We start from the raw sequence: 14,022 nt of genomic DNA, 5'->3' as shown, positions 1-14,022 counted from the left end.
ACTTCACCCGGTCAGGTGGTGGTCCCCGTCCTCCGCCACGCGATGACGATGAACGCGACGAGCCCGAACAACGGGATGGTGCTGATCGCCCAGGACAGTCCCATCGGCGGACCCGGCTGCTCCATGACCTGGAGGTTCTTCAGCTCTCCCGTCCCCGCGCCCGACGGTCCGTCGACGTCGAACCGCAGTGACCACGTCCCCGGCTCGGGCAGGGCGTGGATGTCGAGGCCCCACACATCCCGCTTGCGGGGATGGCGCGCCAGCGGGTCGCCGGCCTCCTCCACACCGTTGTGGAGAAAGGTCAGCGTGCCCTTCTTGCCCGTGATGCCGTCCTCGGGCGCGAAGGTGAAGTCCAGTGACTGCATGGCCTTGACCGGCCAGGTGCTGAACCCGATGGTCAGGTCGTACGGTCCCGCCTGCACCTTCTCGGTGTGCACGACGTTCACCGGTTCGAACGCCAGCGCCGGGGCGGCCAGGCCGAACAGCAGGGCGGCGGTGCCCAGTAGTCCCAGCAACGTCTTACGCATGGCGGTTTTCCTTTGCGGGTGCGAGGTGGCGGAGCATCTGACCGAACCGCCGGCCGAGCATCCCGGCGGGAGCGCCGAGGACCGCGCCCGCCACGACGGTGGCGACGTACCCACCGGCGTTCGGGAAGTCGCTGCCGTACACGAGCACGTGCTGCAGGGGCAGGCAGGCGGTGATGATCACGCCGCCGACCGCTCCCGGCACCCAGGCGGGCGCCCTGTGCAGCAGCTCCACGGCGACCGCGACGAGGATCAGGCTCATCGGGAGCATGCTGGGCAGTTCGGGAACGCCGTCGGCGTAGTCGCGCAACGGCAGACCGGTGGCGTCCGCGTAGACCTCGGTCGCCCACGGGGAGAACCACCAGAACACGGCCTGCAGTGCCGCGACGACGACTGCGACGGCCAGCGCGCCGCCCCGCCGCTGGTGGACATACGCGCCCATGAACAGGATCATCACCGAGAAGAACGCACTGCCCGCGATGATCGTGTCGACGGGCCCGCCGGGCAGCGCCTGCAGACCGATCACGGTCACCATGCTGAACGCGAGCAACGTGGCCGCGGCCCCCGCGACGCCGTAGGTCCCCCACCGCTGGCCGCGCGCGACCGAGAAGACCATGACCGCGCCGACCATCGTGATCGAGATCGACAGCAGGAGCCCGATGTGCGGCGGTGAGTCGATCACCGCGTCGAAGCCGTACAGGCCGTGCCACCACTGGTCCCACAGCCCGTAGACCAGGAACAGGGCCGCGCCGATGCCGGAGACCAGGTAGCCGACGGGCGCGGAGAACGTCCGGCCGAGGACACCGACCGCGCGGCCGCCGACGATCGGGTCGACGGCCTTGGCACGCCTGGCGTCCGCCGTCGTCATCAGGACGACGGCGAGACTCGCCAGGCCCGAGACCGCACTGCCCGAGTACAGGAACAGGTGCGGCATGGTGAAGAACGTGTCCGGCCCGACATCCGAGTGCCACTGGATATCCCAGGTCAGACCGATGAGCGAGAGCAGGGTGCCGCCGAGCACGACGCTCGCCGGGACCAGTCCCCTCGGCACCGCCCTCGCCGGTGACGCCACCGCCGTGATGTCCACTGGTGTTCCTCCCCCTTCAGGTGAGCAGGAGCGGGATGACGACCCGCTCCGTGCTGAGTGAGACCGTGATCTCCCATTGACCGGACATGAACAGGTCGACGTGCGGGACCTGGTACCGGCCGGGTGCCAGCGCCGTCGCGGTGATCGGGGCGAGCGCGTGGCCCATCTGTGGCATCGCCGGTTCGACCGTCACGTCGCCCTGGGCGGCGTTGCCGGAGCGGTCGGTGATGCGCAGGTCGAACGAGTTGCTGCCGGACCTCGTGCTCGCGGGTGTGAGCACGAAGCGGAACCGGCCGCTTTCGGCCAGGTGCGGCTCAGCCTCGACGGCGCGCGGCCACAGCACGACCAGTGCCGCCACCAGCGCGATCACGCCGGCCAGCACACCCGGCACGGAGCGCCTCACCTGGACGGCACCTCCTTCGGTGCGGGGACGTCGACGACCGTGGGAACGGTGACGATCGAGTAGTTCCGTTCGACCTGGATCCACACGAGGTACTTGCCCGGCAACGGGAACGAGTAGGTGAACGGCACGTCCGGTCCGTATGCGGCGACGCTCTCGTCGGGCTGGCCGGGCACGCCCGGTACCGGCGGGATCATCGAGTGCACGTGCGCCCAGATCGGGGCGTTCGCGGCACCGTCCGAGACCGGCCCGACGACGATCATGTGCCCGAGCATCCCCAGCCACGGTTGCAGGTCGCGTTCACCGAACTTCGCGGTGATGGTGCTCGGCCTGCCCGCCTCCCGGACTTCCGCCACCAGGTCGGCCTTCCCGTCGTTCGGAGCGGCCGTGGCCGTGCCGGGCACGCCGATGCTCGAGCGGAGCAGCTGCACTCCTCCGCCGCGCCGGGCGATCTCCGCCGCGACCGCGTGCGTGCCCTGCTCCGGGTCCCGCAGCCGGGCGCGGTACTCACCGGGCGCCGTGCGGACCGGGTGCAGGTGCCGGAGGTTCCCGGACGGCGACACCACGACCAGGTGGACGAACGCGCTGTCGTGCACCAGCAGGTCGTCGACCGGACGGCCGGAGGACCCGTCGGTGAGGCTGAGCACGAGGTCCCTGTCCTCCATGCGCGGCACCAGGTTCACCGGAGGCCGGGAGAAGTCCACTATGGACGTTCGTGCGTACGGGTTCAGGACGTTGTCGTACGTCGGGTCCAGCTGCGTGCCCGGAGCCGCGACCGGCGGGATGCTCGGTGCCAGCAACGCCCCCGTCACCCCGACCGCCACCGCCGCGACCATCCCGGCGGTGGGGACGAGCGCGAGACCGGGTTTGCCGAACACGGCGAACAGCAGCGCCGCCAGCAGCAGCAGGCCGGCCGCGATGAACCCGCCGTAGGTCGCGTTCTCCCACGGTGGCGGCACGAGAGCCGGGACGACGAACGGAATGGTGGCCTCGTCGACCGCCAGCTCCCACGGGCCTGGCCGGTCGACGCGCAGCACACCGGAGTGGAAGCCCGGCGTGGCACCGAGGACGACCTCGGTCGTACTGCTCGGCGCACCCGCCGCCCGCAACGTCAGCGTGAGCTCGCCCGGCGGTGTCCCGGCGTGCGTCACCACGTCGACGTGCACGGGGCCGGGCACCTCCGCGACCCGCCGGATGATCACCGTGAGGTCGCGGTCGCCGAGGCTCTGCGCCACGTGGATGTCGGCGCCGGACTGGGCGCCGTCGGCCAGCGCCGGTGCCGCGATCCCCAGGACCGCCCCCAGCGCCAGCAGCAAGGTCACTACACGTCGTTTCATCGCGACCGAACGTATCGATCACGGCCGGAGCACCGCGTCACTGCCGGGACGGAACTCGGGTCCCCCGCGCGGGGGATCCCCGACCCCTGCCAAGCGGGAGGACCTCGGGCCGGCGATGCGGCAGGATTCATCCCGATGGACTCGATCAAGCTCCCCCTGAGGCACCAGTCGTGGCTGGTGGCGACCGTGTGCATGATCGTGGACGGCGGATTCGTGCTGCTGGACCGCGAACCGTTCCAGGAGACCCTGGTCGTGCTCGCGCTGACCTTGGCCGTGGACGCGATGCTGGCCGGCCCCGCGCGGCTGTCGGGCTGGGTCGCGGCGGCGCAGGCGGCCGTCCCGGTGATCGTCCTCCTCACGATGAGCAACGGGTTGGACACCAACGACGCCAACGACGCGGGAATGCTGATCGCCGGGTACCGGGCGGGGGCCTGGCTGCGCGGCACACCGGCGTTCGCGTCGCTGGGAGTGCTTTCGGCCAGCCTGATGGCGTGCATGTTCTTCGCGGACTACGGCCTGCTGTACGCGGTGCTCGTCGCGGGCAAGGGAGCGTTGCTGCCGTGGCTCGTCGGCCGGTACACGACGGCCCGCCGCGCCTACCTCGCCGAGCTCGAGAAGCGTGCGGCGATGGCGGAGAAGGACGCGAAGGCGGCTGTCACCAAAGCGATCACCGAGGAGCGCGGCGCGATCGCCCGCGACCTGCACGACGTGATCATCCACCACGTGAGCGCGATCGGTCTGCACGCCGGCGCCGCCCGGCTGGGCCTGCCCGAGGGCAACCCCGGCCTGACGAACTCGCTGCGGGCGGTCGAGACGTCGAGCCGCGCGGCCATGGTGGATCTGCGGCACCTGCTCGACTTGCTGCACGGCGACAACTCCGAGGGCGCCCGGCAACCGGGCCTCGGCAACCTCGACGAGCTGCTCGACGGTGTGCGCGCGGCAGGCACGCCGGCGCGGCTGGAGATGCGCGGGCAGCAGCGCGACGTGCCGGAGTCGTTGGACGTGACGGTCTACCGGATCATCCAGGAGATGCTGACGAACGCCCTGCGGCACGGCGACTCGTCGGGCGTGACCGTGACCCTGGAGTACGCACCGGACTCGCTCACCGTCGCCGCGTGGAACGTGGCCGGGCGCGGTGACGACTCGGGCTCGGTGCGCCGGGGCCTGGTCGGCATCCGCAACCGCGCCGCCATGTTCGCCGGGACGGCCCGCTCCGGGCTCGAACCGGACGGCCGGACCTGGCGCACCGTCGTCACGTTCCCCCTGGAGGCGTCATGACCCTGTCGGTGCTGCTCGCCGACGACCACGCGATGCTGCGCTCGGGCCTGCGCGCGATCTTCGACACGCAGGACGACCTGCGGTGCGTGGCGGAGGTCGGCGACGGCAGGGCCGCCGTCGCCGAGGTCGCGCGATTGCGCCCGGACGTGGCTGTGCTCGACATCCGGATGCCCAAGCTGGACGGTCTCGGCGCGACGGAGATGATCCTCTCCGACCCCGCGAACCGCACCAAGGTCCTGCTGCTGACGACCTACGACGCCGACGAGTACGTCTACCGTGCGCTCAAGGCCGGTGCCAGCGGATTCCTGCTGAAGTCGTTACCGCCGGAGGAACTGATCTCGGCCGTCCGGGTCGCGGCCCGTGGCGACGCGCTGATCGACCCGTCCGTGACGCAACGCCTGATCGCGCGGTTCGCCGTCAGCCTCGCGCCTCCCCCGACGCCGCCGGAGCTCGACCTGCTCACCGTGCGCGAACGCGAGGTGCTGCAGCTGGTCGCGGCGGCGTACAGCAACGCCGAGATCGCCGCGCGGCTGCACGTCGGGGACGAGACGGTGAAGACCCACGTGTCGCGGGTGCTGTCGAAGCTGGGGCTGCGGGACCGGGTGCACGCCGTGGCCTACGCGCACATCAACGGCCTGGTGCAGCCCCGCCGCTGATCAGCTCTCCCAGGTGACCGGCGACTTCACGTACTCGCCGCTGCGGTTGTACTCGGCGCCGGAGACCTTCGACCCGTCCGGAGCCCCGCTCAGCGTGCAGGTCTCGTAGGTCTCCCCCGCCGCCTTGAACGTCTTCGGCGCGCTGGTGGAGTCGCACTTCGGCGTGTCACCGGAGATGATCACGCCGGTGCCCTTGCCGTCCTCGCCGAGGCCGCGCAGGGCGACCGAGGTGTAGCTCAGGTCGGTGCCGCTCAGGTTCTCGACCTTGAGCCGCAGGTAGAACGGCGTGATGTTCTTGGCCTTGTCGCCGAACTTGGCGAGGTCCTCCTTCGCTCCCGCCTCGATGGCGGTGAGGGTGACGGCGATCGTGCCGCTCTTGTCACCGGAGGTCACGGGAATGACAGCGCGGGCACCGACCTTCAGCTTCGTGCCAGGGGCGGTGACGTCACCACCGGCGGCCACGGGCGCCGCGGAGGACTCGGTGGTGGGCTCTTCCGCGCTGCTGCTGGTCGTGGGCGTCGTCGAGTCCGTGGCGGGTGTCGCCGAACCGGAGGTCTCGGAGCCACAGGCCGACAGGACCAGGCCCGCCGTCGCGATGGCGGCGATGAACAGGGGGCCACGGGCGTGCGTCACTGCTGAGCTCCTCGATGCCGAACCGTTGGATGCACTGGAGGCTAGGTCCGAAGTGGACGCGACGGTATCGGTCGTTCACACCACACGCGGCTCAGAGGTCGTCGAGGCCGATCAGTCCGTCCTGGATGGCCCGTGCGACGAGCGCCGCCTTCGTGGGGGCTTGCCTGCCGATCGCGGCGTACTTCACCCTGATCCGCTCCAGGTGTGAGTTCACCGTACTGAGCGTGATGTTCAGCCGCTGCGCCACGAACTCCTTCGACTCCGACTGGAACCACTCGACGAGGACCTCGGTCTCGCGCGGTGACAGGGCGGGCCGCGTCTCCGACCTGTCACCCGCCAGCGCGCCCGCGAGCGCCGGGGGTGTGTACGACTGACCGGCCGCCGCCGCGCGTACCGCCTGCACGAGGTGGTCGGCGCCCTCGGCCTTGGTGAGGTAGCTCAGTGCCCCGATCTCCAGGCACTGCAAGGCGATCTCGTCGTCGGACCGCATCGAGTAGACGACGACCCTGCGTCCGTCCTCGACGAGCCTGCGCAGCTCGGCCGTGGCGGGCGTGACGCCGGCGAGGTGCAGGTCGAGGACGACCACCGAGGCCTTGGCGCCGGGTCCGGTCCACGCCACCGCGGGGTTCTCGCCGCTCGCCACGAGCTCGATCCCGGCCGTCGACAACCAGTGCGCCACTCCCGCGCGCACCACGGGATGGTCGTCGACCACGACCGCCGTCACGTCGTCCGCCATCGCGCCTCGCTCCTCACCAGTCCACTGTGGATGCTCGTCTCGACGCTGACCGGCGCCCGCGCGTTTCCCGCCTCCGGCAGCACGGACGCCGCGTCGGCCACCACGGCCACGCGCACCTCGGTGGCGGTGCGCAGCAGGCTCACCTTCGCACGCCCACCGGCGGCGGCGAGTGCCTGGGCCATCGGCGCCACCAACTCTCGCCGCACCTCCGTCGGCACCGGTGTGACCGTGCCGCTGACGGCGAGCGAGACGACGACACCGCGGCGTTCGGCGGCGTCCACGCACGCGGTCAGTTCGTGCAGCAACGGGTCGGGCACGTCGTCGTTCTCGGCGAACAACCTGCGCAGCTGCACCGCTGCCACGGAGCAGCGCAGCCGGGTCGTCTCGTCGGCCACGCTCACCTGCTCGTCCGCGAGGTCGGCGAGCAGCGGCAGCAACGCGCCCAACTGGCCTTCGAACCCGGCTCGCAGGTCCTGTTCGCGTTGGCGGACAAGCTCTTCACGGGTGCGAGCGGCGTCGTGCTCGGCGGCGGCCTCGACGGCGAGGCGGGCGTCCCGCAGCAGGACGCGCGTGATCACCATGACGCCGAGCTGGAAGCTGGTGCCGCTGAGGATGACGACCCCGGCGGCGCCGACGTCACCGTTCCCGGCGTGCGCGAACCACGCGATGCTGAAGCAGACATGTGCCGTCAGGGTGGTGATCAGCCACACCGGCCGCTCGACCAGCACCAGCAACAGGTACCAGCCGACGAGCCCGAAGCCCCATTCGGCGGAGGCGAAGGAGGTTCCCGGGGGCAGGGCGGTCGCCGCCAGCACCGACGAGGTGAGCACCACCGCGGCGAGGGGCACGGGGACCCTCGCGCGTCCGGCCGCGACGTGTCCGGCGACGACGCCCAGCACCGAGGTGAGCAGGCCGTAGGCGATCCACGCCGCCGGGCCGTGCGGGTTCCCGGCGAGCGAGGGCAGGAAGAGGACGAGCTGGGTGGTGACCACCACGACCAGCAGGACCTGGCGCGTGGTGAGGACGACGGCGTGATCAGTCATGGGCGGCCCACACCAGTCGTGCGGTGGTGCCGTGTGCGGGCTTCGACTCGATCACGGCTTCGCCGCCTGCCGCGGCCATGCGACCGGTCACCGAACCGCGCAGGCCGCGCCGGTGCTCGGGCACGGCGGCGGGCTCGAACCCCCGGCCGTCGTCCTGGACGACGACCACCGCGCCGCCGTCCGACCGCGACACCGTCAGGTCCACGGCCGTCGCGCCCGCGTGCCGTTCGACGTTCGTGAGCAGTTCCCGTGCGGCCCGCACGAACGCCAGCGCGACGCCGGCCGGCACCGTCACGACCTCGGCCCGCACCCTCACCCGCACGGAACTGTCGCGCGCCACCGCCGTGAGCGCGGCGCCGAGGTCCACGGTCCCCTGCGCGTTGCCCCGCTCGGCCAGCACCGCCAGGTCCCGGCGCGCATGGGCGGCCACCGCCGATGGATCACCGCCGTGCGCGGCCATCAGGAACGTCGCCGCCGCCGTGTCGTGCAGCAACGCCAGGTACTCGCGTTCCCGCCGGCCGCGGTCCAGTGCGATCGCCGCCGCCCGGTTCTGCTCGGCGGCACGCTCGCGCAACGCGTCGACCCGGCGGCTCGACCGGCGCAGCAGCTCGTAGGACAGCCGCGCGAGCACCGACTCCAGCACCGCCCGCACCAGCACGTCCGGCCCGGTCGTCACGACCTGCACGGCGAGCAGGGCCGCGGTCGCGGGCACGGTGACCCGCGGCGGCCACTGCCACTGCCACGTGATCAGGGTCGTCGTGAGCACGGTCAGCACCCACTGGTGGGCGTCGGCACCCAACACCACTGAGAGCGCCACGACCCGGACGAACGCCACCGGCAGTGCCACGCGGGGCAGGCGGAAGTCGGCCACCGTGCTCGCCGCGACGAACGCGAACAGTGCCCAGCCCAGCGTCGAGCTCAGCGAGACGGCACCGAAGAAGCTGATCAGCACGACGCCCGCACCGCGAACGGGGCCCGCGAGACGGGACACCGTCGCGAGGAGCCTCGCCTCCAGCAGCACGTCCCGCATTCTGCCGAACCCGCCCGCCGGCATATCGCCGGCATATCGAAAAACGCGTACACCCCGGCAACGGCCGTTCAGGTTCAGTGGACGTCTCACCGGCGTTCAGAAGCGGAGTTCGGCGTGCTCGACACCTGGCAGGAGTGGATCGGTACGGAGACCGGGGTGGTGTTCTCCACGGTGGTGGGGCTGCCGGTGGCCGCACTGGCGGTGCTGCTCCTGGCGTTCGTCCGGAGGTCGCGCGGCACCGCTGGACCGTGGCGGGCGTCGCTCGCCGACGTCGGCATGGTCTACGGGACCCTGCCGTCGGTGTGGATCATCATGCTCCCCGGCGCGGAACCGGGTGTCGCTCCCGGCAGGCTGAGCCTCGTGCCGTTCGCGGACCTGACCGACCTCGTCTCCCACGGGGACACCGGCCAGATCATCGGCAACCTGCTGGTGTTCGCGGCGGTCGGGTTCTTCGCCCCGCTGAGGTTCGCGGCGTTGCGGTCGGTGTGGCGGGTCCTGGCCCTCGGGGCGGGGTGTTCCGCCTTCCTCGAGATCGCGCAGTTCGCGCTGCGGCTGGACCGGGTGTCCTCAGTGGACGACGTGCTGCTCAACGCCGCCGGCGCCGGACTGGCCGCACTCGCGTCCCGGTCGTGGTGGCGTCCCAAGCACGCGGTGGTACCGAACCGGCCGCAGCTCGTCGCGGCCCGATGACGACGTGCCGTGCTGCTCAACGCCGCCGGCGCCGGGCTGGCCGCACTCGCGTCCCGGTCGTGGTGGCGTCCCAAGCACGCGGTGGTGCCGGACCGGCCGCAGCTCGTCGCGGTCCGATGACGACGTGCGAGCGATGTGCCGTGCTGCCTAGGCTGGCGCCATGCGCGTGCTGATCGTGGAGGACGAGCTCCACCTGGCCGAAGCCGTCCGCGACGGGCTGCGGCTGGAAGCGATCGCCGCCGACATCGCCGGCGACGGCGACACGGCGCTGGAGCTGCTCAGCGTCAACTCCTACGACCTCGCCGTGCTCGACCGCGACATCCCCGGCCCGTCCGGCGACGAGGTGGCCCGGCAGATCATCGCCTCGGGCAGCGGCATCCCGATCCTGATGCTCACCGCCGCCGACCGGATCGACGACAAGGCGTCCGGGTTCGGCCTCGGCGCCGACGACTACCTCACTAAGCCGTTCGAGCTGCGCGAACTCGTCCTGCGGCTGCGCGCGCTCGCCCGCCGCCGCGCGTACGCCCGGCCGCCGGTCACCGAGATCGCCGGCCTGCGCCTGGACCCGTTCCGCCGGGAGGTGTTCCGCGACGGCCAGTACGTCGCGCTCACCCGCAAGCAGTTCGCGGTGCTCGAAGTGCTCGTCGGAGCCGGTGGCGGTGTCGTGAGCGCCGAGGAGCTGCTGGAACGGGCCTGGGACGAGAACGCCGACCCGTTCACCAACGCCGTCCGCATCACCGTCTCGGCCCTGCGCAAGCGGCTGGGCGAGCCGTGGCTCATCGCCACCGTGCCGGGCGTCGGCTACCGGATCGACGCCGATGCCTGACACCTCGACCGGCACCAGACGGCCGGGGCTCAGCGCCCGCCTGAAACTGACGATCAGCTACGCCGGTTTCGTCGTCGTGTGCGGTGCCGTCCTGCTGGTCGTGGTGTGGTTCTTCCTGCTGCGCTTCGTCCCCGACAACGACCAGGGCCTGCTCGGGATCAGCCCGAACCGGTACCTGCTCTCCCGCATCTTCGGCAAGGCGGCGGCCGTGGCGATGGTGTTCCTGGTGCTGTTCGGGCTGCTGGGCGGCTGGCTTCTCGCCGGCCGGATGCTCGCACCGCTCGCTCCCATCTCGGACGCGGCGCGGCTGGCCGCGAACGGCTCGCTGTCGCACCGGATCCGGCTGCCGGGCAAGGCGGACGAGTTCCGCGAGCTCTCCGACGTCTTCGACACCATGCTCGAAAAGCTCGAGTCGCACGTCGGCGAGCAACAACGCTTCGCCGCCAACGCCTCCCACGAGCTGCGCACCCCGCTCGCGATCTCGCAGTCGCTCCTCGACGTGGCCCGGCAGGACCCCTCCAAGGTCGACGGCGAGCTCATCGACCGCCTCCACACCGCCAGCAGGCGCGCGATCGACCTGACCGAGGCGCTCCTGCTGCTCAGCCGGGGCGACCGTGGCACGTTCACCCGCGCGCCCGTCGACCTGTCCCTGATCGCCGAAGAGGCGGCCGAGACCCTGCTCCCCTTCGCCGAACAGCGCAAGGTCGCCATCGAGGTCACCGGGGAACCGGCCACGACGACCGGCTCCGCGGAACTGATGCTGCGGATGATCACGAACCTCGTCCAGAACGGCATCGTGCACAACCTCCCGGCCGGCGGCACCGTCACCGTCCACACCGAACCGCAGCACCAGGCTTGCGTGGTGCGCGTGGAGAACACCGGGCAGCGACTCCCGGAGGAACTGGTGCCGACGCTCACCGAGCCGTTCCAACGCGGAACCGAACGCGTCCGGGCCGACGGGCACGCGGGGGTGGGCCTCGGGCTGGCGATCGTGCACAGCATCGTGCGGGCGCACGACGGGGCTCTCGACCTCGTGGCCCTTCCGGAAGGCGGCCTGCGCGTCACGATCCGGCTGCCGGGCGCGGTGTCCTGAGCGCGTCGTCCGCCTCAGCTCGGGGTTGTCATACCGGAGAGCGCTCTCACAACCCTGCCGCCGAACGCTACGACGAGCCGTCCGCGGTGTCAAAAGCCCGGTCTTGACACCCCACCGAGGCGAGCGGGAACCTGTGTGGGAGAGCGCTCTCCAAGCCGGTTTCCCCACGTCGGCAGGAGGACACAGGTGTCCCGGAAAATCAGCGCGTTGTCGATGACGGCTGCCCTCGTAGCGGCCGTGATCGCGGTGGCGACCCAGTCGGCCCAGGCCGACGACCTGGTCACACACCACGAGTTCCAGGCGAACTGCTCGGTCACGACACATCTCCCGGACGACCCGATCGTCTTCCCGGGACTGCCGGGCGCGTCGCATCTCCACACGTTCCTCGGCAACAGCTCCACCAACGCGAACAGCACCAACGACTCGCTCAAGTCAGGTCAGACGAACTGCAGGACGCCGGACGACAAGTCGGCGTACTGGTTCCCCTCGGTGCTCAACGGCGACCAGGTCGTGCCGCCGAACTTCCCTCAGGTGATCTACTACAAGTCCGGGATCCTGAGGTACCAGGACGTCGTGCCGTTCCCGCCGGGGATCCGGTTCGTCGTCGGCAGTCCCACGGCGTCGCAGGAGGAGTTCCGCACCGCGCCCGGCGCGGTCGAGGGCTGGGAGTGCGGCGACAGCTTCCACAACTGGGACATCCCGGCCTACTGCGCGCCGGGCAGCCAGCTCAACGTGCGTTACCAGGCTCCGAGCTGCTGGAACGGCCGTGATCTCGACTCGGCGGACCACAAGTCGCACATGGCCTATCCGGACCGTGGGACGCTGGTATGCCCGGCGTCGCACCCGGTCGCCGTGCCGATGATCGAGTTCAAGATGGCGTTCCCGGTGTCCGGTGACATGTCACAGGTCCGGCTCTCCAGCGGCCGCGGCTACACCTGGCACTACGACTTCATGAACGCCTGGGACGCACCCACCCAGGCCGCACTGGTCCGCCACTGCATCAACGGCGGCCTGCAATGCGACCCCCGCGGATACGACCTCTACAAGCCACACCGGGGCGCCGCACTCGGACCGGACTACCGGCTGCCGCAGTGAGGTTCTCGGCCTCATGCACCCCAGGGCGGCGCGTGCCCTGGGGTGTCTCCATGTTGCTGCTGCTGGCGGGATGCGCCGCGCCTCCCGCACCGCCACCGCCCGCGTCACCGTTCAACAGCACGGACACGGCGTGGGTCCAGCTGATGATCCCGATGAACGAGCAGCTCCTGCCCGCGCTCGACCACGCCCCGCCCGAGCTCGCGGCGTTCGCCACCGCACTGCGGGCCTCGCACTCGGACGAGCTGGTCCACTTGCGACAGTTGCGCGACCGTGCGGGCCTGCCGGACACCAACGTGCACGCGGGTCACCAGATGCCGGGCCTGGTCTCCGAGGCCGACCTGCTGGTCATCAGGACCGATCCCACCGCGCTCGCGAAGAAGCTGCACGAGCACCTCGACCAGACCGCGAAGCTCGCCCGCAGCGAACAGGAGAACGGAACGGACGCCGAGACCAAACAGCTCGCGGCGGCCGTCGAGTCGTCCCGCAAGGACCAGCTCGCCGAGCTCGATCACGGGTAGCGGACGTGGTTCGCCGGGTCCGCCCGTGCGATCAGGCGGAGGCCCGTACGACGAGTTCCGGTTCGAAGATGACGGATTTCGGCCGTTGTCCCGGTTCGTCCAGATCTGCCAGCAGCAGGTCGGCCATCTGAGCGGCCATCCGCTCCACCGGCTGCCTGATGGTCGTGAGCTGCGGGCGGCAGGCCAGCGCCGGCGCGCTGTCGTCGAACCCGACCACGGCGACGTCCTCGGGAACGCGGAGCCCGTGCTCCTGCAACACGCCCACGGCCGCCTGCGCCATCAGGTCGTTCGCCGCGAACACGGCGTCGAGGTCGGGACACTCGGCGAGGAGCCGGTGCATCGCGGACGCCCCGCTTTCGGCCGTGAACCCGCCCTCCGCGCTCGGGACGAACGGAAACCCGTGGCGGGCCATGGCGTCGCGGAACCCGGCGTGCCTGTCCTGGCTCGCCAGCACGTCCAGCGGGCCGGAGATCGTGACGACGTTGTACCGTCCCGCCGCCACCAGGTGGTCGGCGGCCATCCTGCCGCCCGCGCGGTGGTCCATGTCGACGTAGCTGATCGGCATCGGCCGGCCGGGCCGCGCGTAGAGCGCCGAGGGAACACCGGCCTCCAGCAGCCGGGAGGGCAACGGGTCGGCGGGATGGGTGGACACCAGCAACGCGCCGTCGGCGCTGCCCTGCCTGAGGAACTCGACGACCTCGGTCCGCGCGGGGTCCGAGTCGGCGAGCATGAGCACCGGGTGCACGCTGTGCGACCGCAGGAAGTCGACCACGCCCGCGGTCACCCGGCCGAAGAACGGATCGGTGAACACGTCCGATCCCCCGCCCGCGCCGGAGATCACCAGCGCGACCGTGCCCGTGCGCCTGGTGACGAGAGACCGGGCCACGCGGTTGGGCGTGTACCCGGTCTGCTCGATCGCGTTGCGCACCGTCTCCTGGAGCTCAGGGTCGACGTTGCGCGTTCCGTTGACGACCCGCGAGACCGTCGCGCGGGACACGCCCGCGACTCTCGCGACGTCCTCCAGCGTGGGCGCAACCTTGCTCATACCCTGGTTGTACCACGTCGGGAGAGCGTTC

Annotated in this window: 16 protein-coding genes; 7 read left to right on the top strand and 9 right to left on the bottom strand. The window is 71.2% G+C overall.

Annotated elements, in window-relative coordinates; genetic code table 11:
* Positions 1-11: 11 nt before the first annotated feature.
* From ACRSBM_RS14435 to ACRSBM_RS14420, 4 genes are read right to left on the bottom strand one after another with little or no spacing between them, the layout of a single operon-like run.
* Positions 12-527, bottom strand: coding sequence for a hypothetical protein (locus tag ACRSBM_RS14435; RefSeq protein ID WP_434443880.1), 516 nt, complete (start codon positions 525-527; stop codon positions 12-14).
* Positions 520-1,611, bottom strand: coding sequence for a hypothetical protein (locus tag ACRSBM_RS14430; RefSeq protein ID WP_434443879.1), 1,092 nt, complete (start codon positions 1,609-1,611; stop codon positions 520-522). The genes ACRSBM_RS14435 and ACRSBM_RS14430 overlap by 8 nt, the downstream gene beginning before the upstream one ends.
* A 16-nt stretch (positions 1,612-1,627) precedes the next feature.
* A complete protein-coding gene (locus ACRSBM_RS14425) occupies positions 1,628-2,014 on the bottom strand; it encodes a FixH family protein (RefSeq protein ID WP_434443878.1) in 387 nt (128 codons plus the stop codon).
* A complete protein-coding gene (locus tag ACRSBM_RS14420; protein WP_434443877.1) occupies positions 2,011-3,348 on the bottom strand; it encodes a hypothetical protein in 1,338 nt (445 codons plus the stop codon). Before ACRSBM_RS14420 ends, ACRSBM_RS14425 begins: the two co-directional genes overlap by 4 nt.
* 135 nt (positions 3,349-3,483) lie before the next feature.
* Here ACRSBM_RS14420 and ACRSBM_RS14415 point away from each other — a divergent pair, with 135 nt between their 5' ends.
* Positions 3,484-4,626 carry a sensor histidine kinase gene (locus tag ACRSBM_RS14415; protein ID WP_434443876.1) on the top strand — a complete coding sequence of 381 codons (1,143 nt, stop codon included), beginning with the start codon at positions 3,484-3,486 and terminating at the stop codon, positions 4,624-4,626.
* On the top strand, positions 4,623-5,282 hold the full coding sequence (locus tag ACRSBM_RS14410) for a response regulator (RefSeq protein WP_434443875.1): 660 nt from the start codon (positions 4,623-4,625) through the stop codon (positions 5,280-5,282). The genes ACRSBM_RS14415 and ACRSBM_RS14410 overlap by 4 nt, the downstream gene beginning before the upstream one ends.
* Here ACRSBM_RS14410 and ACRSBM_RS14405 read toward each other — a convergent pair whose 3' ends face one another.
* From ACRSBM_RS14405 to ACRSBM_RS14390, 4 genes are all read right to left on the bottom strand, one after another.
* Entirely contained in the window at positions 5,283-5,915 is a 633-nt protein-coding gene (locus ACRSBM_RS14405) for a hypothetical protein (RefSeq protein WP_434443874.1), read from the bottom strand. It abuts the gene before it with no gap.
* A 91-nt stretch (positions 5,916-6,006) separates the two neighbouring features.
* Positions 6,007-6,651, bottom strand: coding sequence for a response regulator (locus ACRSBM_RS14400; RefSeq protein WP_434443873.1), 645 nt, complete (start codon positions 6,649-6,651; stop codon positions 6,007-6,009).
* Positions 6,636-7,694: a hypothetical protein gene (locus ACRSBM_RS14395; protein WP_434443872.1), complete on the bottom strand. Its 1,059-nt coding sequence runs from the start codon at positions 7,692-7,694 to the stop codon at positions 6,636-6,638. Before ACRSBM_RS14395 ends, ACRSBM_RS14400 begins: the two co-directional genes overlap by 16 nt.
* The gene (locus ACRSBM_RS14390) at positions 7,687-8,724 is read right to left on the bottom strand and encodes a sensor histidine kinase (protein ID WP_434443870.1); all 1,038 of its coding nucleotides are present in this window, start codon (positions 8,722-8,724) and stop codon (positions 7,687-7,689) included. The genes ACRSBM_RS14395 and ACRSBM_RS14390 overlap by 8 nt, the downstream gene beginning before the upstream one ends.
* A gap of 114 nt (positions 8,725-8,838) precedes the next feature.
* Between ACRSBM_RS14390 and ACRSBM_RS14385 the strand changes: the two genes are divergently transcribed.
* From ACRSBM_RS14385 to ACRSBM_RS14365, 5 genes are all read left to right on the top strand, one after another.
* Positions 8,839-9,414: a VanZ family protein gene (locus ACRSBM_RS14385; protein ID WP_434443867.1), complete on the top strand. Its 576-nt coding sequence runs from the start codon at positions 8,839-8,841 to the stop codon at positions 9,412-9,414.
* Positions 9,415-9,574: 160 nt separating this feature from the next.
* The gene (locus tag ACRSBM_RS14380) at positions 9,575-10,240 is read left to right on the top strand and encodes a response regulator transcription factor (RefSeq protein ID WP_434443865.1); all 666 of its coding nucleotides are present in this window, start codon (positions 9,575-9,577) and stop codon (positions 10,238-10,240) included.
* Complete coding sequence (locus ACRSBM_RS14375; RefSeq protein ID WP_434443863.1) at positions 10,233-11,333, top strand: sensor histidine kinase; 1,101 nt, start codon at positions 10,233-10,235, stop codon at positions 11,331-11,333. Before ACRSBM_RS14380 ends, ACRSBM_RS14375 begins: the two co-directional genes overlap by 8 nt.
* A gap of 186 nt (positions 11,334-11,519) precedes the next feature.
* The gene (locus ACRSBM_RS14370) at positions 11,520-12,428 is read left to right on the top strand and encodes a DUF1996 domain-containing protein (RefSeq protein ID WP_434443861.1); all 909 of its coding nucleotides are present in this window, start codon (positions 11,520-11,522) and stop codon (positions 12,426-12,428) included.
* A gap of 50 nt (positions 12,429-12,478) precedes the next feature.
* Positions 12,479-12,946: a DUF305 domain-containing protein gene (locus tag ACRSBM_RS14365; protein ID WP_434443860.1), complete on the top strand. Its 468-nt coding sequence runs from the start codon at positions 12,479-12,481 to the stop codon at positions 12,944-12,946.
* Between the two features lie 31 nt (positions 12,947-12,977).
* Here ACRSBM_RS14365 and ACRSBM_RS14360 read toward each other — a convergent pair whose 3' ends face one another.
* On the bottom strand, positions 12,978-13,991 hold the full coding sequence (locus ACRSBM_RS14360; RefSeq protein WP_434443858.1) for a LacI family DNA-binding transcriptional regulator: 1,014 nt from the start codon (positions 13,989-13,991) through the stop codon (positions 12,978-12,980).
* Positions 13,992-14,022: the final 31 nt, after the last annotated feature.

The organism is Lentzea xerophila (genome assembly GCF_051094245.1).
Lineage (GTDB): Bacteria > Actinomycetota > Actinomycetes > Mycobacteriales > Pseudonocardiaceae > Lentzea > Lentzea xerophila.
The sequence above is the reverse complement of the archived record's forward strand: the minus strand, read 5'-3'. Positions and strand labels throughout refer to the sequence as shown.

What these genes read in the sequence shown, in the direction of transcription:
- ACRSBM_RS14435 (WP_434443880.1), bottom strand. Translation starts at nt 527, where the DNA reads ATGCGTAAGACGTTGCTGGGACTACTGGGCACCGCCGCCCTGCTGTTC.
- ACRSBM_RS14420 (WP_434443877.1), bottom strand. Translation starts at nt 3,348, where the DNA reads ATGAAACGACGTGTAGTGACCTTGCTGCTGGCGCTGGGGGCGGTCCTG.
- ACRSBM_RS14415 (WP_434443876.1), top strand. Translation starts at nt 3,484, where the DNA reads ATGGACTCGATCAAGCTCCCCCTGAGGCACCAGTCGTGGCTGGTGGCG.
- ACRSBM_RS14410 (WP_434443875.1), top strand. Translation starts at nt 4,623, where the DNA reads ATGACCCTGTCGGTGCTGCTCGCCGACGACCACGCGATGCTGCGCTCG.
- ACRSBM_RS14400 (WP_434443873.1), bottom strand. Translation starts at nt 6,651, where the DNA reads ATGGCGGACGACGTGACGGCGGTCGTGGTCGACGACCATCCCGTGGTG.
- ACRSBM_RS14395 (WP_434443872.1), bottom strand. Translation starts at nt 7,694, where the DNA reads ATGACTGATCACGCCGTCGTCCTCACCACGCGCCAGGTCCTGCTGGTC.
- ACRSBM_RS14390 (WP_434443870.1), bottom strand. Translation starts at nt 8,724, where the DNA reads ATGCGGGACGTGCTGCTGGAGGCGAGGCTCCTCGCGACGGTGTCCCGT.
- ACRSBM_RS14380 (WP_434443865.1), top strand. Translation starts at nt 9,575, where the DNA reads ATGCGCGTGCTGATCGTGGAGGACGAGCTCCACCTGGCCGAAGCCGTC.
- ACRSBM_RS14375 (WP_434443863.1), top strand. Translation starts at nt 10,233, where the DNA reads ATGCCTGACACCTCGACCGGCACCAGACGGCCGGGGCTCAGCGCCCGC.
- ACRSBM_RS14365 (WP_434443860.1), top strand. Translation starts at nt 12,479, where the DNA reads ATGTTGCTGCTGCTGGCGGGATGCGCCGCGCCTCCCGCACCGCCACCG.
- ACRSBM_RS14360 (WP_434443858.1), bottom strand. Translation starts at nt 13,991, where the DNA reads ATGAGCAAGGTTGCGCCCACGCTGGAGGACGTCGCGAGAGTCGCGGGC.